The sequence below is a fragment of the Pseudomonas sp. PDM25 genome, assembly GCF_019219045.1.
In the GTDB taxonomy this organism is placed as follows: domain Bacteria; phylum Pseudomonadota; class Gammaproteobacteria; order Pseudomonadales; family Pseudomonadaceae; genus Aquipseudomonas.
In genome coordinates, this window is sequence record NZ_JAHUWL010000002.1 from 320,393 (window position 1) to 344,084 (window position 23,692).

General features: G+C 60.8%; 19 protein-coding genes. 5 read left to right on the plus strand and 14 right to left on the minus strand.

Annotated features, from left to right (window positions below; genetic code table 11):
* The first annotated feature begins 116 nt into the window (after positions 1–116).
* The 5 genes from KW848_RS03960 (at position 117) to KW848_RS03980 (ending at position 6,669) form a co-directional block, all read left to right on the plus strand.
* A complete protein-coding gene (locus KW848_RS03960; protein ID WP_218535853.1) occupies positions 117–1,388 on the plus strand; it encodes a TolC family protein in 1,272 nt (423 codons plus the stop codon).
* A 49-nt stretch (positions 1,389–1,437) separates the two neighbouring features.
* On the plus strand, positions 1,438–2,637 hold the full coding sequence (locus KW848_RS03965) for an efflux RND transporter periplasmic adaptor subunit (protein WP_218535855.1): 1,200 nt from the start codon (positions 1,438–1,440) through the stop codon (positions 2,635–2,637).
* A gap of 65 nt (positions 2,638–2,702) precedes the next feature.
* Positions 2,703–5,855 (plus strand): CusA/CzcA family heavy metal efflux RND transporter, encoded by a 3,153-nt coding sequence (locus tag KW848_RS03970; RefSeq protein WP_218535858.1) that lies wholly within the window; start codon positions 2,703–2,705, stop codon positions 5,853–5,855.
* Positions 5,856–6,056: 201 nt separating this feature from the next.
* Positions 6,057–6,257, plus strand: coding sequence for a co-regulatory protein PtrA N-terminal domain-containing protein (locus KW848_RS03975; RefSeq protein ID WP_218535860.1), 201 nt, complete (start codon positions 6,057–6,059; stop codon positions 6,255–6,257).
* A gap of 79 nt (positions 6,258–6,336) precedes the next feature.
* On the plus strand, positions 6,337–6,669 hold the full coding sequence (locus KW848_RS03980) for a DUF2790 domain-containing protein (RefSeq protein WP_218535862.1): 333 nt from the start codon (positions 6,337–6,339) through the stop codon (positions 6,667–6,669).
* Between the two features lie 173 nt (positions 6,670–6,842).
* On the opposite strand, the gene KW848_RS03985 is transcribed toward KW848_RS03980, so the two are convergent.
* The 14 genes from KW848_RS03985 to KW848_RS04050 all read right to left on the minus strand — a co-directional run bounded on the left by KW848_RS03985 (position 6,843) and on the right by KW848_RS04050 (position 23,516).
* Complete coding sequence (locus tag KW848_RS03985) at positions 6,843–8,168, minus strand: OprD family porin (protein WP_218535864.1); 1,326 nt, start codon at positions 8,166–8,168, stop codon at positions 6,843–6,845.
* A 408-nt stretch (positions 8,169–8,576) separates the two neighbouring features.
* Positions 8,577–10,040, minus strand: coding sequence for an NADH-quinone oxidoreductase subunit NuoN (gene nuoN / locus KW848_RS03990; RefSeq protein WP_033057078.1), 1,464 nt, complete (start codon positions 10,038–10,040; stop codon positions 8,577–8,579).
* 7 nt (positions 10,041–10,047) lie between these two features.
* Positions 10,048–11,580, minus strand: a complete 1,533-nt coding sequence (gene nuoM / locus KW848_RS03995; protein ID WP_111448969.1) for an NADH-quinone oxidoreductase subunit M — start codon at positions 11,578–11,580, stop codon at positions 10,048–10,050.
* A gap of 40 nt (positions 11,581–11,620) precedes the next feature.
* A complete protein-coding gene (nuoL, locus tag KW848_RS04000; protein ID WP_218535867.1) occupies positions 11,621–13,474 on the minus strand; it encodes an NADH-quinone oxidoreductase subunit L in 1,854 nt (617 codons plus the stop codon).
* Positions 13,471–13,779 (minus strand): NADH-quinone oxidoreductase subunit NuoK, encoded by a 309-nt coding sequence (gene nuoK, locus KW848_RS04005; protein WP_007946416.1) that lies wholly within the window; start codon positions 13,777–13,779, stop codon positions 13,471–13,473. The genes nuoL and nuoK overlap by 4 nt, the downstream gene beginning before the upstream one ends.
* A 2-nt stretch (positions 13,780–13,781) precedes the next feature.
* Positions 13,782–14,285, minus strand: a complete 504-nt coding sequence (gene nuoJ / locus KW848_RS04010) for an NADH-quinone oxidoreductase subunit J (protein ID WP_008146049.1) — start codon at positions 14,283–14,285, stop codon at positions 13,782–13,784.
* Positions 14,286–14,294: 9 nt separating this feature from the next.
* Positions 14,295–14,840, minus strand: coding sequence for an NADH-quinone oxidoreductase subunit NuoI (gene nuoI / locus KW848_RS04015; protein ID WP_007905075.1), 546 nt, complete (start codon positions 14,838–14,840; stop codon positions 14,295–14,297).
* 12 nt (positions 14,841–14,852) lie between these two features.
* Complete coding sequence (nuoH, locus tag KW848_RS04020; protein WP_008146046.1) at positions 14,853–15,860, minus strand: NADH-quinone oxidoreductase subunit NuoH; 1,008 nt, start codon at positions 15,858–15,860, stop codon at positions 14,853–14,855.
* Complete coding sequence (gene nuoG / locus KW848_RS04025) at positions 15,857–18,571, minus strand: NADH-quinone oxidoreductase subunit NuoG (protein WP_218535870.1); 2,715 nt, start codon at positions 18,569–18,571, stop codon at positions 15,857–15,859. The genes nuoH and nuoG overlap by 4 nt, the downstream gene beginning before the upstream one ends.
* 137 nt (positions 18,572–18,708) lie before the next feature.
* The gene (gene nuoF / locus KW848_RS04030; RefSeq protein WP_008146041.1) at positions 18,709–20,064 is read right to left on the minus strand and encodes an NADH-quinone oxidoreductase subunit NuoF; all 1,356 of its coding nucleotides are present in this window, start codon (positions 20,062–20,064) and stop codon (positions 18,709–18,711) included.
* Positions 20,061–20,558 (minus strand): NADH-quinone oxidoreductase subunit NuoE, encoded by a 498-nt coding sequence (gene nuoE, locus KW848_RS04035; RefSeq protein WP_007970445.1) that lies wholly within the window; start codon positions 20,556–20,558, stop codon positions 20,061–20,063. Before nuoE ends, nuoF begins: the two co-directional genes overlap by 4 nt.
* Before the next feature lie 2 nt (positions 20,559–20,560).
* Positions 20,561–22,345: an NADH-quinone oxidoreductase subunit C/D gene (gene nuoC, locus KW848_RS04040; RefSeq protein ID WP_008146037.1), complete on the minus strand. Its 1,785-nt coding sequence runs from the start codon at positions 22,343–22,345 to the stop codon at positions 20,561–20,563.
* Between the two features lie 72 nt (positions 22,346–22,417).
* Complete coding sequence (locus KW848_RS04045; protein ID WP_008146035.1) at positions 22,418–23,092, minus strand: NADH-quinone oxidoreductase subunit B family protein; 675 nt, start codon at positions 23,090–23,092, stop codon at positions 22,418–22,420.
* Between the two features lie 10 nt (positions 23,093–23,102).
* Complete coding sequence (locus KW848_RS04050; protein WP_008146033.1) at positions 23,103–23,516, minus strand: NADH-quinone oxidoreductase subunit A; 414 nt, start codon at positions 23,514–23,516, stop codon at positions 23,103–23,105.
* Positions 23,517–23,692: the final 176 nt, after the last annotated feature.

Below are 23,692 nucleotides of genomic sequence, written 5' to 3' on the forward strand. Positions count from 1 at the left end.
AAAACAACTTGGTGCAACCGTGGATAACGGATTTGTAATGTTTCAGTCACCTTGTCGATAAGTTCAAAACCCTACCGTGGCGGCATCGAAGATTCTTGATTAAAGGAAGTACTCCATTGCCCGGTTTAAGAGAACTGACGGCGCGGTCACGCCTGAAAAAAACGGCGTGGGTGGTCATGGTCAGCGGCGGTTTGTTGCTGGTCGGCGCGCCTTTTGCCAATGCATCGACCCTGACCCTCGATCAGGCCCTGCAAACCGCATTCGCCCGCAACCCGGATCTGGCAGCGGCGCAATGGGAAATCGGCATCGCCGAGGGGGACCGCCAGCAGGCCGGTCTGATCCCCAACCCCGAAGTGTCGTGGGAAGCCGAGGACACCCGCCGCGATTCACGCACCACCACAGTGATGCTCAGCCAGCCGATTGAACTGGGCGGCAAGCGCGGCGCGCGGATCGATGTCGCCAGCCGCGCCCAGGACGCCGCCGGGATCGAACTGCAGCGCAAGCGTAACGCCTTGCGCGCCGATGTGATTCAGGCGTTCACCAGCGCCCAGACTGCACAGCAACGCTTGCAGTTGTCTCGCCAGTCGCTGCAACTGGCCGAGCACGGATTGCGCGTGGCGCTGGGGCGGATCGAGGCGGGCAAGTCGTCGCCGGTCGAAGGCACACGAGCGCAAGTGCAACGCTCCGAAGTGCGACTGGAACTGAGCCGCGCCGAACGCGATCAGGCCAACGCCTATCAGCAACTGGCGCAGGTCATGGGCGCACCGATACCGACCTCGACCACCGTGCAGACGGCCACGCAAAGCATGCCCGCCGTGCCGCCACCGACCCGCTTGCTGGAGCGCCTGAACGAGACCGCCGAGCTGCGGCTGGCCACGTTGCAGATCGATCAACGCGAGGCATCGTTGGGACTGGAGAAGGCGCAACGGATTCCCGACCTGACCGTGAGCATCGGCAGTCAGTACAGCGAACTGGAGCGCGAGCGGGTCAACGTGGTCGGGCTATCGATGCCGATTCCGCTGTTCAACCGCAATCAGGGCAACGTGCTGGCGGCGGCGCGGCGTACCGATCAGGCGCGGGATTTGCGCAACGCCACCGAGCTGCGCTTGCGCAGCGAAATCCAGACCACCCTTGAGCAATGGCAGACCGCCAACGGCGAAGTCCAGGCGTTCAACCAGACCATCCTGCCCTCCGCACAACGTGCAGTGGACAGCGCCACGCGCGGCTTCGAAATGGGCAAGTTCGGTTTCCTCGACGTGCTCGACGCCCAGCGCACCCTGATCAGCGCCCGTACTCAATACCTCCAGGCCGTTGCCGAGGCGACGGACGCGCGGGTGCGCATCGAACGCATTTTCGGCGACCTCGGCGCACTCGCCGTCAGCCCTTGAATTTCACCTTTCAGATCACTGCGCGATGGCATGGCGCAGAGGAGTTTCCATGGATAAAAAACTGATCGTTGTCGCGGTGGCGACGTTGGCGCTGGGCATTGGTATTGGCTCAATGTGGGCGGGTAACGGGTCCATCGAGGCCCACGCCGATGAAGCGGCGGAGCATGCGGACCATGCCGAAAAAGGCGCTGCAGCCGAAGGCGAACATACCGAAGGCGAAGAGGGGCATCTGACGTTGAGTGCCGAGCAGATCGCGGCGGCGGGCATTCAACTGGCCCAAGCACGGGCGCAAAGCATCAGCCTCGGTTTGTCGTTCCCCGGCGAAGTGCGCTTCGACGAAGACCGCACCGCCCACGTCGTACCGCGGGTGCCTGGGGTCGTCGAGTCGGTGTCGGTCAATCTCGGGCAGTGGGTGAAGAAGGGCCAGCTGCTGGCGGTGATCGCCAGTCAGCAGATCTCCGATCAGCGCAGCGAACAGGCTGCGGCGCAACGGCGCCTGGCCTTGGCGCGCACCACTTACGAGCGCGAGAAGCAGTTGTGGCAGGACAGGATTTCCGCCGAGCAGGATGTGTTGCAAGCGCGCCAGGCGCTGCAAGAAGCTGAAATCGCCGTGAACAACGCCCGGCAAAAGATCAGCGTACTCAGTGGCAGCGTGGTTGCCACCGGCGGCAATCGTTATGAACTGCGCGCGCCGTTCGACGGCGTGGTGGTGGAAAAGCACCTGACGCCGGGGGAGGTGGTCGACGAAACCACGGCGGCGTTCACGCTCTCGGACTTGTCGCGAGTGTGGGTGACCTTCGGCGTTTCGCCCAAGGATCTGAACAAGGTGCAAGTGGGCAAAGCGGTCACCGTCAGCGCCCCGGAACTCAATGCGCAAGTCGCCGGCACGGTGGCTTACGTCGGCAGTTTACTCGGCGAACAGACCCGCACCGCCACCGTTCGCGTCACCTTGGAAAACCCTCAAGGTTCGTGGCGTCCCGGATTGTTCGTCACCGCACGGGTCGCCACCGACAGCCGTCAGGCCAACGTGGCGGTGCCGGAAACTGCGATCCAGACCGTCGAGGACAAACCCACGGTGTTCGTGCGCACCGACGGCGGCTTCGAGGCGCGGGCCGTGGAGCTGGGCAGTCGCGCAGCGGGGCAGGTGGAAGTTACGCAGGGGCTGGAGGCCGGTGCGCAAGTCGCTGCGGCCGGCAGCTTCGTTCTCAAATCGGAACTGGGCAAGGCCTCGGCCGAGCACTCTCATTGAAGAAGCTCATTGAAGACTCCCACTAAAGACGCCCATCGATTCGCCCCATCGACGAGAAGGTTCTCATGTTCGAACGCCTGATCCAGTTTGCCATCGAGCAGCGCATCATCGTGCTGCTCGCCGTTCTGCTCATGGCCGGCCTCGGGATCGCCAGTTATCAAAAACTGCCGATCGACGCCGTGCCCGACATCACCAACGTCCAGGTGCAAATCAACACCGGTGCCGCCGGGTTCTCGCCGCTGGAAACCGAGCAGCGCATCACCTTCCCGATTGAAACCGCCATGGCCGGTCTGCCGGCGCTGGAGCAGACCCGTTCGCTGTCGCGTTCGGGGCTGTCGCAGGTTACGGTGATTTTCAAGGACGGCACCGACCTGTTCTTCGCCCGGCAATTGGTCAACGAGCGGTTACAGATCGCCAAGGAGCAATTGCCCGACGGCACCAACGCGGTGATGGGGCCGATTTCCACCGGCCTCGGCGAAATATTCCTGTGGACCGTGGAAGCCAGGGAAGGCGCGCTCAAGGACGATGGAAGCGCGTACACGCCGACGGATTTGCGGGTGATTCAGGACTGGATCATCAAGCCGCAACTGCGCAACGTCCCTGGTGTGGCCGAGATCAACACCATCGGCGGCTTTGCCAAGGAATACCAGATCGCCCCCGATCCGAAACGGCTGGCAGCCTACAAGTTGACCCTCACCGACCTGATCACGGCGCTTGAGCGCAACAACGCCAACGTCGGCGCCGGGTACATTGAGCGCAGCGGCGAGCAGTTGCTGATTCGGGCGCCGGGACAGGTGGCGAGCATCGAGGACATTGCCAATATCGTCATGGCCAACGTTGATGGCACGCCGATCCGGGTGAAGAACGTCGCCACCGTGGACATCGGCCGCGAACTGCGCAGCGGCGCGGCCACGGAAAACGGCCGTGAAGTGGTGCTCGGCACGGTGTTCATGCTGATCGGCGAAAACAGCCGCACCGTGTCCCAGGCCGTCGCCAGCAAGCTGGAACAGATCAACCGTTCGCTGCCCAAAGGCGTGATCGCGGTGCCGGTGTACGACCGCACGCACCTGGTGGACAAGGCCATTGCCACGGTAAAAAAGAACCTGATCGAAGGCGCAATTCTGGTGATCGCGATTCTGTTCCTGTTCCTCGGCAACATCCGCGCGGCACTGATTACCGCGATGGTGATTCCGCTGTCGATGCTGTTCACCTTCACCGGCATGTACAGCAACAGGGTCAGCGCCAACCTGATGAGCCTGGGCGCCCTCGACTTCGGCATCATCGTCGACGGCGCGGTGGTGATCGTCGAAAACACCCTGCGACGGCTGGCCCATGCACAGCAGCATCACGGGCGTTTGCTGACCCGCTCCGAGCGTTTGCGTGAAGTGTTTGCGGCGGCCAAAGAGGCTCGGCGACCGCTGATTTTCGGCCAGTTGATCATCATGGTCGTGTACCTGCCGATCTTTGCCCTGAGCGGCGTCGAAGGAAAAATGTTCCATCCGATGGCGTTCACTGTGGTCATCGCCTTGCTCGGCGCCATGCTGCTGTCGGTGACCTTTGTTCCTGCCGCGATTGCGCTGTTCGTCACCGGCAAGGTCAAGGAAGAAGAGGGCATGGTGATGCGCGGTGCGCGTCGGGCGTATGCGCCGGCGCTGGCGTGGGTGATGAGCCATCGCGCCATGGCGGTGGGCGCGGCGTTGGGCGTGATTGTGCTCAGTGGCGTGCTGACCAGCCGCATGGGCAGCGAGTTCGTGCCGAGCCTCAGCGAGGGCGATTTTGCCCTGCAAGCCTTGCGCGTGCCGGGCACCAGCCTCACGCAATCGGTGGACATGCAGCAGCGTCTGGAAACCCTGATCCTGGGCAAAGTACCGGAAGTCGAGCGCGTGTTCGCCCGCACAGGCACTGCGGAAATCGCCTCCGACCCGATGCCGCCGAACATCTCCGACAGCTACGTGATGCTCAAGCCAAAAGAGCAATGGGCGGACCCGGGCAAGTCCCGCGAAACCCTGATGGCGGAACTGCAACAGGCCGCCGCGACGTTGCCGGGCAGCAACTATGAACTGTCGCAGCCGATTCAGTTGCGCTTCAACGAACTGATCTCCGGCGTGCGCAGCGACGTCGCGGTCAAGGTGTTCGGCGATGACATGGCCGTGCTCAACGCCACCGCGGCGAAGATTGCCGCCGCCCTGCAGAAGATCAATGGCGCCTCTGAGGTCAAAGTCGAACAAACCACCGGCCTGCCGGTACTGACCATCAACATCGACCGCGACAAGGCGGCGCGTTACGGGCTCAACGTCGGCGATGTGCAGGACACCATTGCCGTCGCGGTGGGTGGGCGTCAGGCCGGCACGTTGTATGAAGGCGACCGGCGTTTCGACATGGTGGTGCGGTTGTCCGATGCCATGCGCAAGGACATCGAAGGTCTGTCGGCGCTGTTGATTCCGGTGCCAGCACTGCTCAATGGCGCGGCTGATCAGATTGGTTTTATTGCCTTGAAAGAAGTCGCCAGCCTTGATCTGGTGCTGGGGCCGAATCAGGTCAGCCGCGAAAATGGCAAGCGCTTGGTGATCGTCAGCGCCAACGTGCGCGGGCGCGATATCGGTTCGTTCGTCGAAGACGCGGGCGAGGTAATCGAGCGAGAGGTGCAGGTGCCTGCGGGTTACTGGATAAGTTGGGGCGGGCAGTTCGAGCAACTGCAATCGGCGGCCAAGCGTCTGCAGATCGTGGTGCCGGTGGCCTTGCTGCTGGTGTTCGGGTTGCTGTTCATGATGTTCAACAACCTCAAGGACGGCTTGCTGGTGTTCACCGGGATTCCGTTTGCGTTGACCGGCGGGGTCATGGCGCTGTGGTTGCGCGACATTCCGCTGTCGATCTCGGCAGGCGTGGGCTTCATCGCGCTGTCGGGGGTAGCGGTGCTCAACGGGCTGGTGATGATTGCGTTCATCCGCAACCTGCGGGAGGAGGGGCGTTCGCTGTCTGATGCGATCAACGTAGGCGCGCTGACACGTCTGCGCCCGGTGTTGATGACGGCGCTGGTGGCGTCCCTGGGCTTTATTCCGATGGCGCTGGCGACCGGTACTGGCGCGGAAGTGCAGCGACCATTGGCGACGGTGGTGATTGGCGGGATCCTGTCCTCGACCCTCCTGACGCTGCTGATCTTGCCGGCGCTGTATCAGCTCGCCCATCGCCGGGACGAAGACCAAATCCCGACCAAATAGGTAATCCCCCTGTGGGAGCTAGCCTGCTAGCGATAGCAAATCTGTCAGCCGACACTGATGTTGACTGACCCACCGCTTTCGCGAGCAGGCTCGCCCCCACAGTTTTTTGGCACATAACGGATATGTAATTTGCGCGCCACCGTTAGGAAAGGTTCGGATTGTTACCTTGATCCCGTCAGCTACTTAAACGAGGAATCAAACATGAAATTCGTACAAATCAGTGCCTTTGCAGCAGCGTTGGCGATGTCTTCTCTGGTCTTGGCCGAAGGCGGCGGTGATCGGACCTTCGAAAAAATGATGACCGCCAATGACCGCTCTGTAGAGCTGTTCGTCGCCAAGGAACAAGCTCGCGACCCCGTCGTCGTCAATGAAAAGAAAGACGGCAACACCAAAGACTTGTAAGCGCATCGCACTTGAACAAGCCCGTCATCGAGTCTCGATGCCGGGTTTTTTTATGAGCCAGGATTGGAAGGAAATGGATATGAAAGTGCTTAAGTTAATGACGTTCGCCAGCGTGCTGACGATGTCCCTGAATGTGTTCGCCGAGGGGGGTGGTGACCGGACGTTCGAGCGGGCGCTGAGTGCCAATACCAAAGCCATGGAGCAGTACGCGGCCAACCAGGGCAAACCGGCGCCGGTGGTCAAGGACTACGTATACGGAATGAAGCTGGACGTGGTGAAAGTGGTGAGCGTTGTGCGCCCGCCAGCTGCCTGCGCCGTAGTCCCCACGGCCATGACCTATGAAGACTCCAAGGGCCAGCTCAACACCATCAAATACACGGTGGCGGGGGATTGCCGCAATCGCGGCGGCTGACACCGTCTTGATGGCCAGGACCGGATTCCCCCATAGGAGCTACCGAATATTCGGCAGCTCCTATGGGTTTTATTCAGGCGCACATAAAAAAGGCGCCCCGAAGGACGCCAAAGATTCACCTCTTACCAAAGGAGCAAGGAGCTTCTAAAGGTGAATGTGTAGCAACCGCTCAATCAGAGAATCGCCAACGGGTACTCGACAATCACCCGCACTTCATCCAGATCCGATTCAAACGCCGTGGCGCGAGTCGTGGCCTGGCGCAAACGCAGCGACAGGTCTTTCATCGAACCGCTCTGCACCACGTATTTGACTTCGACATCACGCTCCCAGCGCTTCTGGTCGGTCAGCGGATTGCCGTCAGCATCGCGGCGCATGTACACGGCGTTGGCGTTGGAGTAATCGGCGTCGGTGCCTCGGGCGTAACGAGTCATGAACGATAGCCCCGGCACACCGTAAGTGGTCATGTCGAGGTCGTAGCGCACCATCCACGAACGTTCCTTGGGCGAGTTGAAGTCGCTGTACTGGATGGAGTTGTCGAGGAAGATCGAGTCGGATTGACGCAGGTAGTCGAAGTCGTCATTGCCGTTGTTGCGCTGGTGCGAAAGAGCGACGGAGTGCGCGCCGAGTTTCACGCCGACCCGGCCGCTCCAGATGTTGTTGTCGAACTTGCCGAGCAATTGTTTGCCTTCGTCGACCGCCTTGTAATAGTTCAGGCCGCCAAACAGCGACAGGTCTTCCGATAGCGGATAGGTCCAGGCCGTGCCGGCGTAGTACTGATTCCAGGCATCCTTGAGGCGGCTGGAGTACAGGCTGAAACTGAGGTTCTTGTTCAGTACATAGTCGCCGCCGCCGTAAGCGATCCACGGCGAATTGACCGGGCCGGCATAAAACGTGGCGAAGTTCTCGCGCATGTCGCTGGACACGGGTTGGCTCATCGCATGCAACCGACCGCCCTGAATCGACAGGCCTTCGATGCTGGTGTTGGTCGCCGTCACGCCGCGAAAGCTCTCCGGCAGCAAGCGCGAGTCACCGGCCGCCACCACCGGGTTGGCCGGGAACACGTCACCGACCTTGACCACCGTATCGAAGGCTCGCACTTTGGCGGCGCCACCCATCTTGGTGTACTCATCCCGCGCCTCGCCATCACTGTTGACTGGCAGCACATCGAACGAACTACGGCCACCGTTGCGCCCGTCACCGGTGTCGAGCTTCAAGCCGATCATCGCAAACGCATCGACACCGACGCCGACGGTGCCTTGGGTAAACCCGGATTCGAACTTGCTGATCACCGCGTGGGCCCAAGCCTCGGAATAACCATTGCCGGTGGGGCTGGACTGGCCGTTGCGGTGATCACGGTTGAAGTAGAAGTTACGGTTGAGCACCGTCAGGCTGCTGCCTTCGATAAAGCCCTCGGGCTTGTCTTCTGCAAACACCATGGACGGCCCGGAGCCGACCACAACTGCTAAAGCGGCCATCGACATTTTTGAATTGTTAACCATCAATCACTCCTTGGGTTCGGCAGAACGGGAACGTGCTTCGGCGTGGGTTTTATTGTTCGGCGGAGAAGGCCCGCCGGCATGGTCGCCGGGTGACATCGTTGCAAGCTGCGGATAACGCCAAGGTGATGGGGGAATTACAATTTCGTCATGTGGGTGGAACGCCAAGCCCTGCGGGTGCACCCCACAGTGATCCGGGGGGGGGGGCCACAGAATTAGCGAACGGCACACAACCTGTAGGAGTGAGCCTGCTCGCGATAGCGCAATGTCAGGCAATGACGATGTTGAACATGCCGACGCCATCGCGAGCAGGCTCGCTCCCACATATGGTGAAGAAACTGTGAAGGCCTGAACGCAGAAACGGCACCCGAAGGTGCCGTTTCTGTTTTCTACCGAGTGTCGCTCAAGCGATCAACCCGCCAACCCTGCCTGCTGAACCAGCACCAGCAACGGTTGCGGATACAGACCGAGGAAGAACGCCAGTGCGGCGATCGCCAGCAGCATCACGCCGCCTGCACGTTGTTCCCAGTGCAGTTGCGCATCGTGGCGACGCAGGTTCGGCTCGATCAGGTACAGGGTGACCATGACGCGCAGGTAGTAGAAAACGCCAATGGCGCTGCCCAGTACCAGGGAACCGACCAGCCACCATTGGTGCGACTCGACGCCGGTAGCGATGATGTAGAACTTGCCGATGAAGCCCGCGGTAAGCGGGATGCCGGCCAGGGACAGCATCATCACGGTCAGGACGGCGGTCAGGTACGGACGGCGCCAGAACAGGCCGCGGTATTCGTACAGGGCATCCGCGTCGCGGCCGTTGTACGGCGAGGACATCAGGGTGATCACGCCGAACGCGCCGAGGCTGGTGATCACGTAGGTGACCAGGTACACGCCGATGGCTTCCACGGCCAGACCCTTGCTCGCCACCAGGGCGATCAGCAGGTACCCGAAGTGAGCGATGGACGAGTAACCCAGCAGACGCTTGAGGTTGCTCTGGGTCAGTGCCAGCAGGTTACCGAACAGGATCGACGCGATGGCGATGATGGTCAGCACGTCGCTCAGGACACCGCTGCTTGCAGCCGGCGAGATCTGGAACAGCCGCACCATTACCGCAAACACAGCCACTTTCGAAGCGGTGGCCAGGAACGCAGCCACCGGTGCCGGAGCACCTTCGTAAACGTCCGGGGTCCAGAGGTGGAACGGTACCAGCGACAGCTTGAACGCCAGACCGATCAGCATCATGCCCAGACCCAGTTGCGCCAGCGAGCTTGGCAGGCCGGTGGCCGCGAGGGCCTGGCCGATGCCGACGAAGCTCAGGCTGCCGGAGTCGGCGTAGAGCAGGGCCATACCGAACAACAGGAACGCGGAACCAGCCGCCGACAGCACCATGTACTTGATACCGGCTTCCAGCGAACGCTTGTTGAAGAAGGCGTAAGCCACCAAACCGTAGACCGGCACCGAAAGCAGTTCCAGACCGATGAACAACCCGGCCAGGTGCTGCGCGCTGACCAGTACCAGGCCACCGGCGGCGGCCATCAGGATCAGCAGGTAAAGTTCTTCACGGTTGCCCGGGTAACCCGAACCGCCATCGCCGAGGTAGGCGTGGGCGAGGGTCACACAAGCGAGGGTGGCGACCAGGATCAGCGCCATGTACAAGCAAGCGAAGGTGTCGATTTGCAGCAATGGAGTCACGGCCAGAGGCGCGACTTTCAGGGCTGGCAGGATCGACAGCAACGCCAGGTTCAGACCCGCCACGGAAATCAGGAAGGTCTGCGAGTGGTTGCGGCGCCAGGCGATTGCCAGCATCACCACGATGATCGTGGCGCTGGTGATCAACAACGGCGCAAGCGCAATAAAGTGTTGAGTCGTGAATTCCATAGCGCTCTTACCGGGCCGAAGCGAGTTGAGTGAAGGCGGTGCCGAGCCATTGCTGCACGCCATGCATCGTCGCAGCAGAGGTATCGAGGAACGGTTGCGGGTACACGCCGATGAAAATCAGCAACGCAGCCAGACCGACCACCATGATCAGTTCGCGACCATCCATGCCATGCAGCACCGCGTCCGATTTGGACGGGCCGAAGTAGGCACGGTGGATCATGATCAGCGAGTAGACCGACCCGAACACCAGACCGGACGTCGCGAGGATAGTGATCAGTGGAGCGCTCGGGAACGTGCCGATCAGGATCAGGAACTCACCCACAAAGTTACCGGTCGCCGGCAAGCCCAGGGACGCGGCAGCGAAGAACAGGCTGACGGCCGGCAGGTAAGCGATCTTCGACCACAGGCCGCCCATCTCACGCATGTCACGGGTGTGAGTGCGCTCGTACAGTTGACCACTGAGGATAAAGAGTGCCGCGGCCGACAGACCGTGAGCCAGCATCTGCATCACCGCGCCCTGCAGCGCCAGTTGGCTGCCGGAGTAGATGCCGATCAACACGAAGCCCATGTGGGAAACGGAAGAGTAAGCGATCAGACGCTTGATGTCGGTTTGGGCGAAGGCCAGGAACGCACCGTAGAAGATCCCCACCAGACCCAGGGTCATGGCGATCGGCGCGAACTCGGCCGAGGCATTCGGGAACAGCGGCAGGGCGAAACGCAGCAGACCGTAAGCAGCGGTTTTCAGCAAGATACCGGCCAGGTCGACCGAACCCGCTGTCGGCGCCTGGGCGTGAGCGTCAGGCAACCAGGAGTGGAACGGCACCACTGGCAGCTTCACCGCGAAGGCAATGAAGAAGCCGAGCATCAGGATGTACTCGGTGGTCAGCGACATCTTGGTTTTCAACAGGTCGGCGTAGTTGAAGGTAATCACGCCGGTGTCGTTGAAGTTGACCAGGACCAGACCCAGGATCGCCACCAACATGATCAGGCCGGACGCCTGAGTGAAGATGAAGAACTTGGTCGCCGCGTAGATCCGGGTTTTCTTGCCGTCCGAAGAACTGTGACCCCAGAGCGCGATGAGGAAGTACATCGGCACCAGCATCATTTCCCAGAAGAAGAAGAACATGAACAGGTCGAGGGCGAGGAACACGCCGACGACACCGCCCAGGATCCACATCAGGTTCAAGTGGAAGAAGCCAACGTGACGCTGGATCTCTTTCCACGAGCAGAGTACCGAGAGGATACCCAGCAGACCGGTCAGCAGGATCATCAACAGCGACAGACCGTCGAGGGCCAGGTGCACGCTGATGCCGAAGCGCTCGATCCAGATGTGCTTGAACTCAAGCGCCCAGGTCGGATCGGCGCCAGGCGCCGGAGCAAATGAATAATTACCGTGGGCCCACAGCCAGAGGCCGAGCGCGAGTTCCAGGGTCATGGTCAACAGCGCAATCCAGCGGGGGAGGGTAGCGCCGAAGCGCTCACCCATCCAGCACAGCAGGCCGCCGATGAAGGGGATCAGGATTAGCCAAGGCAGAATCATGACGGGCTCAATTCCTTTCGCAAGTTCGCAAGGTTCATATTCAGACCGCTACCAGCACGATGGCGCCGATGACCAGCACGGAGCCGGCTGCCATCGATGCCGCGTACCAACGCAGTTGACCGGTTTCGGTACGGCTCAGGGCGGTGTGACCGCCTTTGGCCATACGCGGGATCAGACCGATGGTCTGGTCGAGCGGGTCTTTGCGCAGTGCGTGGCTGAGCGCAAGGTATGGCTTGACGAACAGTTTGTCGTAGATCCAGTCGAAGCCCCAGGCAGCGAACCACCAGGCCGAAAGGAAGCGGCCGATGCCGCTGTTGGCGATTGCAGTGACGAAACGACGCTTGCCGAGGAACAGCAGCGCGGCCAGCAGGATACCGGACAGGGCGATGGCGCCCGAGGCGATTTCCAGACTGTGCTTGGCTTCGCCGCCGGCATGGCCGACGCTTTCCGGCAGCACACCGTGCAGCGGTGGAACGATCATCGCGCCAATGGCGGTAGACAATACGATCAGCACCGACAGTGGCAGCCAATGAGCGATGCCGTGACCGGCGTGCGCTTCGGTCTTCACTTCACCGTGGAACGCGATGAAGATCAGGCGGAAGGTGTACAGCGAAGTCATGAACGCACCGACCAGACCGGCGTACAGCAGACCGTGGTTGCCGCTGGCGAACGCTTCCCAGAGGATTTCGTCCTTGGAGTAGAAGCCTGCGGTCACCAGTGGCAGGGCTGCCAGAGCGGCACCACCGACGATGAAGCTGGCGTAGGCCAGTGGCAGTTTCTTCCACAGGCCGCCCATCTTGAAGATGTTCTGCTCGTGGTGGCAGGCAACGATCACCGAGCCGGACGCAAGGAACAGCAGCGCCTTGAAGAAGGCGTGGGTCATCAGGTGGAAGATCGCGCCATCCCAGGCACCGACGCCCAATGCCAGGAACATGTAGCCGATCTGGCTCATGGTCGAGTAGGCGAGGATGCGTTTGATGTCGGTCTGGACCAGTGCGGCAAAACCGGCGAGTACCAGGGTCACACCGCCGACAACGCCAACCAGGTGCAGGATATCCGGCGCCAGGGCAAACAGGCCGTGAGTACGGGCGATCAGGTAGACACCGGCGGTCACCATGGTTGCGGCGTGGATCAGTGCCGAAACCGGAGTAGGACCGGCCATCGCGTCCGCCAGCCAGGTTTGCAGCGGCAGTTGCGCCGATTTACCGACAGCGCCGCCCAGCAGCATCAGGGTCGCCATGACCATCCAGAAGTCGCCGGCCTGGAATTTCTGTGGCGCCAGCACCAGCAGTTCCTGGATGTTCAGCGTGCCCAGTTGCGCGAACAGGATGAACAGGCCGATGGCCATGAACACGTCGCCGATCCGGGTGACGATAAAGGCTTTGAGTGCCGCGTTACCGTTGTTGCGGTTGCTGTAGTAGAAACCGATCAACAGGTACGAGCACAGGCCCACGCCTTCCCAACCGAAGTACAGGAACAACAGGTTATCGCCCAGGACCAGGAACAGCATGCTGGCGATAAACAGGTTGGTGTAGGCGAAGAAGCGCGAGTAACCGGCTTCACCGCGCATGTACCAGGACGCGAACAAGTGGATCAGGAAGCCGACGCCGACCACCACACCGAGCATGGTCAGGGACAGACCATCCAGGTACAGCGCGAAGTTAGGCGTAAAGCCTTCCACCGCCATCCACTGCCACAACACCATGGTGTAGTGACCACCTTCAGGTGGCGCGACGTTGAATTGCCAGATCACATAAGCCGTGACGATGGCCGACAAGCCGATGGAACCGACGCCGATCAGCGCCGACAGGTTTTCCGAGAGGCGGCCGCGTGAGAACGCCAGCAGCAGGAAACCTATGAGAGGGAATACGAAAGTCAGATAGAGAAGATTCATCCGCGCATCTCGCTGGCAGCGTCGATATCGAGAGTGTGGAAGCGGCGATACAGCTGCAACAGAATCGCCAGGCCAATACTGGCCTCGGCGGCTGCCAGGCTGATCACCAGGATGAACATGATCTGTCCATCCGGCTGCGCCCAGCGGCTACCGGCAACGATGAAGGCCAGTGCGGAGGCATTCATCATGACCTCCAGGCTCATCAGCACGAAAAGAATGTTGCGCCGGACCATCAGGCCGACCAGACCGAGGCAGAACAGGATGCCGGCGACCGCCAGACCATGCTCCATAGGGATAGCAGGCATCGTCATTGCTCCTTGGCTTCGTTGCGGCCCAAGTGGAACGCCGTGACCGCTGCGGCGAGCAGCAGCATCGAGGCGAGTTCGACCACCAGCAGATAAGGACCGAACAGGCTGATGCCCACGGCCTTGGCGTCTACGGTGGTGTGGCCGATGGCCTGGCCGCTGTCGTGGCTGAACAGCACGTACAGCAGTTCAACCAGCAGCAGGGTGCCGAGCGCGACCGGGCCGAGCCAGATACCGGGCTTGAGCCAGACGCGCTCTTGCTGAACCGAGGCCGGGCCCAGGTTCAGCATCATCACCACGAACACGAACAGCACCATGATGGCGCCAGCGTAGGCGATCACTTCCAGCACACCGGCAAACGGTGCGCCGAGGGCGAAAAACGTCATCGCCACGGCGATCAGCGAAATGATCAGGTAGAGCAGGGCGTGCACAGGGTTGGTGTTGGTGATCACGCGAAGCGTGGACACAACCGCGATACCCGATGCGAAATAGAAAGCGAATTCCATCTTTCTTCCTTAAGGCAGCAAGCTCTTCACGTTGATCGGCTGGGCTTCATTCTGCGCGGAGCCTTTCGGCTTCCCGGCAATCGCCATACCTGCAACACGATAGAAGTTGTAATCAGGGTTTTTGCCGGGGCCGGAGATCAAAAGATCTTCTTTCTCGTACACCAGGTCCTGACGTTTGAACTCGGCCATCTCGAAATCCGGTGTCAGCTGGATTGCGGTGGTCGGGCAGGCTTCCTCGCAGAGGCCGCAGAAAATGCAGCGCGAGAAGTTGATGCGGAAGAAGTCCGGGTACCAGCGACCGTCTTCGGTTTCAGCTTTCTGCAGCGAGATGCAACCGACCGGGCATGCCACGGCGCACAGGTTGCAGGCTACACAGCGCTCTTCGCCATCAGGGTCGCGGGTCAGCACGATACGGCCACGGAAGCGCGGCGGCAGGTACACCGCCTCTTCCGGGTATTGCAGCGTGTCGCGCTTGCGGAAGGCGTGGCCGAAGATCATCACCAGGCTGCGAAGCTGGGTGAAGAAGCCATGCACGATGTCAAATATGTACTTCATGATTCTCTATCCTCACTGAGCCGCGACGGCGGGCGTGTTGAGCAACACGATCGCAGCGGTCACCAGCATGTTGACGAGGGTCAGCGGCAGGCAGAACTTCCAGCTGAAATCCATCACTTGGTCATACCGTGGGCGCGGAATCGAGGCGCGCAGCAGGATGAAGAACATGATGAAGAACGCGGTTTTCAGTGCGAACCAGATGAACGGGATCTGCGGCAGAATGCCGAACGGACCGTGCCAGCCACCGAAGAACAACGTCACCAGCAGCGCCGAAATCAACACGATGCCGATGTACTCACCGACGAAGAACATGCCCCATTTCATGCCGGCGTATTCAATGTGGTAACCGTCGGCCAGTTCCTGCTCCGCTTCCGGCTGGTCGAACGGGTGACGGTGAGTCACGGCGACGCCAGCAATGAAGAAAGTCAGGAAACCGAAGATCTGCGGAATGACGAACCACAGGTTCTGCGCCTGGTATTCAACGATGTCGCGCATGTTGAACGAGCCGACCTGGATCACGATGCCCATCAGCGACAGGCCCATGAACACTTCGTACGACACGGTTTGTGCCGAGGCCCGCAAGCTGCCCAACAGGGCGAACTTGTTGTTACTCGACCAGCCGGCGAACAGCACCGCGTAGACCGACAGACCGGCCATGGCAAAGAAGAACAGGATGCCGATGTTGATGTCCGCCACACCCCAGGTCGGGGTGATCGGGATGATCGCGAAGGCTATCAGCAAGGCGCTCATGGCCACGACCGGCGCCAAGGTGAAGATCACCTTGTCGGCGAACGGCGGGGTCCAGTCTTCCTTGAAGAACATCTTGATCATGTCGGCTGCGATCTGGAACGCGCCGAACGGGCCGACGCGGTTCGGACCGTAACGGTCCTGCCAGAGGGCGAGCAAACGTCGCTCGACCCAGCTCAGCAGCGCGCCGCACACCACGACGGCGAGCAGAATCACGATGGCCTTGAGGACCGCGATGATCACGTCAATCACTTCAGGCGTGAACCAGGTCATTGAGCTGCCTCCTGCAGACCGTCAACGGATTTGCCAAAGATCGCTGGCGGAATGCCGGCGAAACCGGCCGGCAATGCGACCAGACCGGCACCCAGCTCTTCGTTGATGCGCAGCGGCAGACGCAGGGTCTGGCCAGCCACGCTCAAGCTCAGCAGGGCGCCGTCATTGACACCCAGACGGTCGGCTTCGGATTTGGCCAGCGACACGTAAGCGGCGGGGATGCGTTCCTGAACCGGTGCGGCTTTGGAAGAGTTCTCTTCGCTGCCGAACAGGTGGAAGAACGGCACGACCTGCCAGGTGCCCGGCGCCGGGTTGAACGCGCGCGGAACACTGGCGAACCAGTTCAGCGAGTCACCGGTGCTTTCGATCAGGCGGGTGCCTGGGTCGCCAGCGCGGATGTGACCACCGACTTCGTCCTGGAACTTGTTCCAGGCTTGCGGCGAGTTCCAGCCCGGAGACCAGGCGAATGGCACTTGCTGACGCGGTTCGACCGAGCCCGAGTAACCTTCCATGGAGAACGAGAACGCGGTGTCGTTATCCTGGGAAGTACGCGGTTCGTGCACGCTGATGTCGGCGCGCATGGCGGTACGACCGGAGTAACGCAGCGGTTCGCGAGCCAGTTTCAGGCCTTTGATGCGGAACGCGGCGGACGGTGCAGCGCTGACGATGCCGGCCAGTTGCGGAGTGCTTGCGGCACAGGCAGCGGTGACGTGGTCCAGTTGGGTCCAGTCGATCGGCTGGTTCAACAGGGTGGCGCGCAGGGCATGCAGCCAGCGCCAGCCTTCGTGAACCATGATGCTTGCGTCGAGGTAAGTCGGGTCGAAGACCTGAAAGAAGCGCTGGGCGCGACCTTCCTGGCTGACCAGTGTACCGTCGCCTTCAGCGAAGCTGGCGGCTGGCAGAACCAGGTGCGCGCGATCGCTGGTGGCAGTCTTCTGATGGTCCGCCACGATCAGCACTTTCGCAGCATTCAGGGCAGCATCGACACGGGTTTTGTCGGTACGGGTGTACAGATCGTTTTCCAGCACGACGATGGCGTCAGCCTTGCCGTCGATCACCGCTTGCAGCGCTGCATCGAGCGAGTCGCCACCGAGCATGGCCAGGCCGAGGCTGTTGGCCTCTGGCACGATCAGGCTGATGGAACCGTTCTTCTCGCGCAGCTTCAGGGCTTTGGCGATGTTTGCCGCCGCTTCGATCAGCGCCTTGGAACCCAACGAGGTGCCGGCAATGATCAGTGGGCGCTTGGCGGCGAGCAGGGCGTCGGCAATGCGCTTGGCCAGCTCAAGAGCTTCAGCGTCCAGGCCTTCAACGGCAGGCGCGCTGGCGTCGAGGGCGTGAGCCACGGCGAAACCGATGCGGGCCAGGTCGTCTGGTGCAGCGTGTACGCATTCTTCGGCGATGTCGTCGAGCTTGGTTTCAGCCAGGCTGGCGATGAACAGCGGGTTCAGCGCGTTCTGACCGATGTTCTTCACAGCGGCGTCGAGCCACGGCTGAACGCGCATCGCGTCGGCCATGTCTTCGGCTTTGCCTTTGACCGATTGACGCAGGGACAGGGCCATGCGCGCAGCAGTCTGGGTCAGGTCTTCGCCGAGGACGAAGATCGCGTCGTGGTCTTCGATGTCGCGCATGTTCGGGATCGGCAGTGGGCTGTCTTTGAGCACCTGCATGACCAGACGAATGCGTTCCAGCTCGCCGGCTTCGATACCGGAATAGAAGTGCTCGGCGCCGACCAGTTCGCGCAACGCGTAGTTGCTTTCGAGGCTGGCACGGGGCGAACCGATACCGACGATGTTGCGACCGCGCAGCAGGTCGGCGGCTTTATCCAGCGCTTCGTCGAGGGTCAGCTTGGCGCCGTTGGCCAGCAATGCCTGACGCGGGCGATCCTTGCGGTTGACGTAGCCATAGCCGAAACGGCCACGGTCGCACAGGAAGTACTGGTTTACCGAACCGTTGAAACGGTTTTCGATACGACGCAGTTCACCGTAACGCTCGCCCGGGGAGATGTTGCAACCGCTGGAGCAGCCATGGCAGATGCTCGGCGAGAACTGCATGTCCCACTTGCGGTTGTAGCGCTCGGAGTGAGTCTTGTCGGTGAACACACCGGTCGGGCAGACCTCGGTGAGGTTGCCGGAGAACTCGCTTTCCAGGGTGCCGTCTTCAACGCGACCGAAGTACACGTTGTCGTGGGCGCCGAACACACCGAGGTCGGTGCCGCCGGCGTAGTCCTTGTAGAAGCGCACGCAGCGGTAGCAAGCGATGCAGCGGTTCATTTCGTGGGAAATGAACGGGCCCAGTTGCTGGTTCTGGTGAGTACGCTTGGTGAAGCGATAACGGCGCTCGTTGTGGCCGGTCATCACCGTCATGTCTTGCAGGTGGCAGTGACCGCCTTCTTCACAGACCGGGCAGTCGTGAGGGTGGTTGGTCATCAGCCATTCAACGACGCTGGCGCGAAACACTTTCGCTTCTTCGTCGTCGATGGAGATCCAGCTGCCGTCGGTAGCTGGCGTCATGCACGACATGACGATCCGACCACGCTTGTCGTTTTCGTCGGTGTACTGCTTGACCGCGCACTGGCGGCAAGCGCCAACGCTGCCAAGGGCTGGGTGCCAGCAGAAATAAGGGATATCGAGGCCTAGCGACAGACATGCCTGTAACAGGTTGTCTGCCCCATCGACTTCGAGCTCTTTGCCGTCTACGTGGATAGTGGCCATGGTTCAAAGTTCTTCGTTGGCCCGGTGTCAGCGGGCGTGGCTAATGGAATCTTGTTATTCGCGTGAATCAACACAGCCGTTCAAGGCGTCATCACACGACAAAGCGAAGGGCACGGACCCTTCGCTTCTTTAAGCGTTTACGCGCCGACTACGATCGGCCTTGCCAGAGGCGGGACGACGGCGCTGGTAGGCGCGATGCCGGCTTCGAACTCATGGCGGAAGTATTTGATTGCGCTGCCCAACGGCTCCACGGCGCCCGGTGCGTGAGCACAGAAGGTCTTGCCTGGGCCGAGGAAACCGACCAGACCCAGCAGGGTCTCGATATCGCCGGCTTGCCCCTCACCGTTCTCGATCGCGCGCAGAAGCTTGACGCTCCACGGCAAACCGTCACGGCACGGGGTGCAGAAGCCGCAGGATTCGCGGGAGAAGAACTCTTCCATGTTGCGCAGCAGGGAAACCATGTTGACGCTGTCGTCCACCGCCATGGCCAGGCCGGTACCCATACGGGTGCCCACTTTGGCGATGCCGCCGGCGTACATTTGTGCGTCCAGGTGTTCCGGCAACAGGAAACCGGTACCGGCGCCGCCAGGCTGCCAGCACTTGAGCTTGTAACCGTCGCGCATGCCGCCGGCGTAGTCTTCGAACAACTCGCGACCGGTAACGCCGAATGGCAGTTCCCACAGGCCCGGGTTCTTGACCTTGCCGGAGAAGCCCATGAGCTTGGTGCCCATGTCTTCACTGCCTTCGCGCGCCAACGATTTGTACCAGTCCACGCCGTCGGCAATGATCGCCGGCACGTTGCACAGGGTTTCAACGTTGTTCACGCAAGTCGGCTTGCCCCACACGCCCACGGCGGCAGGGAAGGGCGGCTTGGAGCGAGGGTTGGCGCGGCGGCCTTCGAGGGAGTTGATCAGTGCGGTTTCTTCACCGCAGATGTAACGCCCGGCGCCGGTGTGGACGAACAGCTCGAAATCGAAGCCGCTGCCCAGAATGTTTTTACCCAGCAGGCCCGCTGCCTTGGCTTCTTCCACGGCACGGTTCAGGTGCTTGGCGGCGGTGGTGTATTCGCCACGCAGGAAGATGTAGCCACGGTAGGTTTTCAGCGCGCGAGCACTGATCAGCATGCCTTCGATCAGCAGATGGGGCAGTTGCTCCATCAGCATGCGGTCTTTCCAGGTGTTCGGTTCCATCTCGTCCGCGTTGCACAGCAGGTAGCGGATGTTGATGGATTCGTCCTTGGGCATCAGGCCCCACTTAACGCCAGTGGGGAAGCCTGCACCGCCGCGACCTTTAAGGCCGGAGTCCTTCACGGTCTGGACGATGTCGTCCTGAGCCATGTCGGCGAAGGCTTTGCGCGCAGCCGCGTAACCGTTCTTGGCCTGGTACTCGTCGAGCCAGACAGCTTCACCGTCGTCACGCAGACGCCAGGTGAGCGGGTGAGTCTCGGCCGACCGCTTGATGCGGTTGGCTGGACCGAAGGAAGTCAGGGTCATACGTAGCCCTCGAGCAATTTGGCAACGCCGGCAGGCTGCACATCACCGAAAGTGTCGTCGTCGATCATCAACGCCGGCGCCTTGTCGCAGTTGCCGAGGCAGCAGACCGGCAGCAGGGTGAAACGACCGTCGGCGGTGGTCTGACCCAGGCCGATGCCCAGCTTGCTCTGGATTTCGCTGACCACGGATTCGTGACCACCGATGTAGCAGACCATGCTGTCGCAAACGCGAATGATGTGACGGCCGACCGGCTGACGGAAGATCTGGCTATAGAACGTCGCCACCCCTTCAACGTCGCTGGCCGGGATGCCGAGGATCTCGCCGATGGCGTAAAGCGCGCCATCAGGCACCCAGCCACGTTCCTTCTGGACGATCTTCAGGGCTTCGATCGACGCCGCGCGCGGGTCTTCGTAGTGATGCAGCTCGTGCTCGATGGCCGAGCGCTCGGTTTCGCTCAGGGCGAAACGGTCTGTCTGGATAAGCGTGCTGTTCATGCTTAGCGGTCCACGTCGGCCATAACGAAATCGATACTACCCAGGTACGCGATCAAGTCTGCGACCATGCTGCCTTTGATCACCGAAGGGATCTGCTGCAGGTGCGGGAAGCTTGGGGTGCGAATCCGGGTGCGGTAGCTCATGGTGCCGCCATCGCTCGTCAGGTAATAACTGTTGATGCCCTTGGTCGCTTCGATCATCTGGAAGGATTCGTTGGCCGGCATGACCGGGCCCCACGAAACTTGCAGGAAGTGCGTGATCAGGGTCTCGATGTGCTGCAGGGTGCGCTCTTTCGGTGGCGGCGTGGTCAGCGGGTGATCCGCCTTGTACGGGCCTTCCGGCATGTTGCGCATGCACTGCTCGATGATCTTCAGGCTCTGGCGCATTTCTTCGACACGCACGATGCAACGGTCGTAGGCATCGCCATTGGCCGCCAGCGGCACTTCGAATTCGAAGTTCTCGTAACCGGAGTACGGGCGAGCTTTACGCAGGTCGAAGTCGCAACCGGTCGAACGCAGGCCGGAACCGGTGACGCCCCATTCCAGGGCTTCCTTGGTGTTGTAGGCGGCGACGCCGATGGTCCGGCCACGCAGGATGCTGTTGTCCAGTGCGGCTTTTTGGTACTCGTCCAGACGCTTTGGCATCCACTCGATGAAATCTTTCACCAGTTTTTCCCAGCCGCGCGGCAGGTCGTGAGCGACACCACCGATGCGGTACCAGGCCGGGTGCAGACGGAAGCCGGTAATGGCTTCGATCACCGTGTACGCCTTCTGACGGTCGGTGAACGTGAAGAACACCGGGGTCATGGCGCCGACGTCCTGGATGTAAGTCCCCAGGAACAGCAGGTGGCTGGTGATCCGGAAGAACTCGGCCATCATGATGCGGATGACGTCGACCTTCTCGGGCACCTTGATGCCGGCCAGCTTCTCGACCGAGAGCACGTACGGCAGGTTGTTCATCACGCCGCCGAGGTAGTCGATACGGTCGGTGTACGGAATGAAACTGTGCCAGGACTGACGCTCGGCCATCTTCTCGGCACCACGGTGGTGGTAACCGACGTCCGGAACGCAGTCGACGATCTCTTCACCGTCCAGCTGCAGGATGATGCGGAACGCACCGTGCGCGGAAGGGTGGTTAGGACCGAGGTTGAGGAACATGTAGTCCTCGTTCGCACCGGAACGCTTCATGCCCCAGTCTTCAGGCTTGAAGCGCGCGGCTTCTTCCTCAAGCTGTTGCTTGGCCAGGGTCAGGCTGAACGGGTCGAACTCGGTGGCACGGGCCGGGAAGTCCTTGCGCAGCGGGTGACCTTCCCAGGTCGGCGGCATCATGATGCGGGTCAGGTGCGGGTGACCGGCAAAGTTGATGCCGTACATGTCCCACACTTCACGCTCGTACCAGTTGGCGTTCGGCCAGATGCCGGTCACGGTCGGCACGCTGAGGTCGCTCTCGGACAAGGCGACCTTGATCATTACGTCACTATTACGTTCGATCGACATCAAGTGATAGAACACTGTGAAGTCGGCGCCGCTTGGCAGCCCTTGACGCTTGGTGCGCAGACGCTCGTCCACGCCGTGCAGGTCATAGAGCATGACGTACGGCTTGGGCAGGTTGCGCAGGAAGGTCAGGACTTCGACGAGTTTGGCACGGGCAACCCAAAGCACCGGCATGCCGGTGCGGGTAGGCTGGGCGGTGAACGCCTCGGGGCCAAAACGGTTGTTCAGTTCAACGACCACATCCTGGTCGTCTGCCTTATAAGGCGGGATGTACAGAGCACTGCCTGTAGTCATGGTTATTTATCGCTTTCGGTCAACGTAAAGAATGAAGCCAGGTTCTCGTTCTATAAAAGAAGCAGGTCTGGATCAGACTTCGTCGGGGCTGCGCAGGTTGGTGACTGCGATTCGCTGTTCGCGGCGCTGTTCCTTTTGCGAAGGCATCTCGGCGCGGTACACGCCTTGATCGCCGACGACCCAGGAAAGCGGACGACGCTCCTGTCCAATCGACTCTTGCAAGAGCATCAAGCCTTGCAGAAAAGCTTCTGGGCGGGGCGGGCAGCCAGGCACGTAGACGTCCACGGGCAGGAACTTGTCCACCCCTTGAACGACAGAGTAGATGTCGTACATGCCACCGGAGTTGGCGCACGAACCCATGGAGATAACCCATTTAGGTTCGAGCATTTGCTCGTAGAGACGCTGAATGATCGGCGCCATCTTGATGAAGCAGGTACCGGCGATAACCATGAAATCCGCCTGACGCGGCGATGCCCGGATAACCTCGGCGCCAAAGCGAGCGATGTCGTGGGGCGCCGTGAAGGCGGTGGTCATTTCCACGTAGCAGCACGAAAGACCGAAGTTGTACGGCCACAGGGAGTTCTTGCGCCCCCAGTTGATCGTGCCGTTAAGCACGTCTTCGAGCTTGCCCATGAAGATGTTTTTGTGGACTTGATCTTCTAACGGATCGGAAACGGTTTCCCGTTCGCCAATCGGATACTGCTCGTTAGGAGCATCGGGGTCGATCCTGGTGAGATTGTATTGCATTGCCAAAGCCTCATTGTTTCAGCTTCGCTTGCCGCTTCAGACGAGCTGCCGGAGCCCAGTCAAGGGCGCCCACTCGAAATAGGTAGACAAGACCTGCCAACAGAATTGCTATGAAAACGAGAGCTTCGACGAATCCGGTCCAGCCGCTTTCGCGGACGGACACAGACCAGGCAAAGAGAAAAAGGGCTTCGATATCGAAGATCACGAAGAGCATCGCGACCAGATAGAATTTTGCTGAGAGCCGCAAACGGGCGCCACCTGTAGGCAGCATGCCGGATTCGAACGGTTCGTTTTTGCTGCGGCCCCAGGCTTTTGACCCGAGGAGGCTGGAGACGCCGAGCATGAAGGCACAAAGGCCGACGACGCCCAGAAGGAAAATGGCAAAGCCCCAGTTGTGGGCCATGAGTCCTGTCGCTTCGGGCATGCTGGTAATCCTTAACAGAGAGCAAAGGTCTCTGAGCTTGAAAAGAAACAAAGCAGTGACGATATGTCGCAGCAATCAATCGCGCTGATTTTATGGCACAACACCGTGCAAGTAAAATTCCTATAGCGAAATTATTTACAGGAATAAGGACATAGCGCACCTCCAAAACCCTGTAG